Raw genomic sequence first — 2,185 nt, 5'->3', positions numbered from 1 at the left:
GCCCCAGATCGACGCCGAGGCAGGCGGCCGTGTCGTAACCGCTGCGCGCGAGCCTGCGCATCTGAGCCGGCCGCATGCCCGAGCGCAGCGCGGTGTCCAGCAACAGCGCCATGGCATGCGTGGAATCGGCCTCCAGCGCCGCCTCGACGGCGATGCCGGCCAACGGTCCGTCGCCGCGCACGTAGGCGCAGTAGGCGGTCAGGGTGGCCACGTCGGCGCGGTCGCGACCGGCGCAGGCGCGGGTCAGCTGCGTCCAGAGCTGTTCGGCCGCGGCCGCCCGGTCGTTGGCCGCCAGGCCGAACAGCGCGTCGCGCACCGCGCGTTCGCGCAGCAGGACGGCCACCGCGGCGAGTTCCTGGGGCTCCAATTCCTCCCCCGCTTCGGTCGCGTCCACCTGGAGGAGCACGTATTCCAGGCAACGCCTGCGATATCCGAGCACGTCGCCCGCGTGCAGGGCGCGGATGAATCCGGTGCGCGCCTTGGCCGCCAGGGTGGTGATCTGCTCGCCCACCTGCGCGCCGAGGAACTCGTCGGGGGCGAGCACGGCCACCAGGTCGGTGCGGGACCGCAGGATCGGCCTGCCGTCCAGCACGTTCGCCATCGCCACCGCCGAGGCCGTCGGATCGGTCACCCGGCCCCGGCTCGAGGGACCGTGCAGGCTCCACCAGGGCTTCCCGGCCGCCAGCTCCGGTGTGGCCCAGGCCCCGGCGACCCGCAGCCCCTCGTGCCGGAAGCGCCGGATCATTCGTGGGACGAGCCATTCCGCGGAAAGACCGATCGTGGTGGCGCCGCCGGGCACCACGAGCCGGTCGTCGATGATCACCGCGAGCACGTCCCGCTGGTCGGAGGCGATACCGGCGACGCATCTGGCGTAGCCGGCGACGGCCTCGACCATCCGCTCGCGCGCGGCCTCCATGTCGAACCGGAGCACGGCGTGGATCTCCGCCACCCCCTCCCGCGCCGCCTCCGGCCCGATCAGGGCGATCACCAGCGAGCGCTGCGGGAAGAAGCCGATCATCGCGGGCAGTGCCGCGAGCAACTGCCCGGCATCGTCGAGCCGTATCCGCCGCGACCACCCGCCCACCCGATAGGGCGGCGCCGCCTCCGCGCACTCGGTGATGTCGACCCGCGGCGGCAACCGCACGCCCGGCAGCGGGTCGGGCCAGCTCTCGCCCGCCCCGGGCTCTCGTGCCCGCCACGGTTCCCGGCTCTCCGCGCGATCGGACACCGCCGGGCCCGCGGGTTCCTCGTGCCCGTCTCCCCGGCCGGAGGACGCACCGTCGGAGGGGGCACTACCGCCGGGGTCACCACCGTCGAGGCCACCACCTTCGAGGCCACCACCGTCGAGGTCACCGCGGGCGGCTGGTGGTTCTTCGTCCGAGAATTCGTCGTAATTCCCCTGCGCCCGTTCGGGTTCGCGCTCGGGCGACGGCGGCCGAGGCGACAGCACGGTCGGCCGCGCGCAGATCCCGCGGCGCATCGCGGCCGAACGCGGCCCGCGCGCACCGGCTCCCGAGGCCAGAAGGGCCGGCAGACGATGCCGCCGCGGCGCCGTCGTGCTCACCGGCATCACACGTTCGGCGCCGCTCTGCTCGGTGACCGTGGTGCCCGCGCGCAGCGCGTCGGGGGGCGTCGGCACTTCGGCGGACGGCGCCGGGCCGGAGTCCGGTACCGGGCCGGGTTCCGGCGCAGGCGCGGCATGCGGCGCACCGGCCGTGCGTGACGCGGAATCCGCGAGCCGAGGCGCAGATTCGTGGCCCGCGCCGGGCACAGGTGATCCGGCGGACGGCGTCGCGTCCCCGGCGGGGTCGAGTGGTGTGGTGGTCATGGCGCCGAGCCTGCCCGCCCGGCTGCCGAACTCCGGCTACGCGACCTGGGCTTTCAGCCGGCCTGTGGACAACCCGGACCCTGTGGACAACCCGAGCCGCCGGCTTGTGGTCAGGCGGCGGCGACCTTGCCCACGGCGGTCGTGAAGAGCTCCCGCAGGGCCGCCTCGTCCTCCGGGCCGTCGCCGAAGATCATGTAGGTGACCAGCACCCGTACGTCGTCGATCTGGGCGAGGTGGGTGTGCATGCGTTGGGTGAGCCCGGCTCCGCCGACATCGGGGGCGCCGCCCCCGCGCACCGCCCACCCCTCCTCCGCCGCGACCGCCGGAGCCCCGGACAACCAGGGTGGGACGGGGGTG

1 protein-coding gene and 1 pseudogene are annotated in these 2,185 nt (G+C 74.8%); both read right to left on the bottom strand.

Annotated features, from left to right (window positions below; genetic code table 11):
• The coding region (locus QH283_RS26460) for a DUF4192 domain-containing protein (protein WP_280505650.1) at positions 1-1,828 on the bottom strand (1,828 nt) is incomplete at its 3' end.
• A 110-nt stretch (positions 1,829-1,938) separates the two neighbouring features.
• Positions 1,939-2,185: pseudogene (locus tag QH283_RS26455) on the bottom strand (sensor domain-containing protein); the annotation flags it as partial.

Origin of the sequence: Nocardia farcinica (assembly GCF_029867845.1) — a bacterium.
In the GTDB taxonomy this organism is placed as follows: Bacteria; Actinomycetota; Actinomycetes; order Mycobacteriales; family Mycobacteriaceae; genus Nocardia; species Nocardia farcinica_A.
Note: the sequence above shows the minus strand (reverse complement) of the source record. Positions and strands in the feature narration are given on the sequence as shown.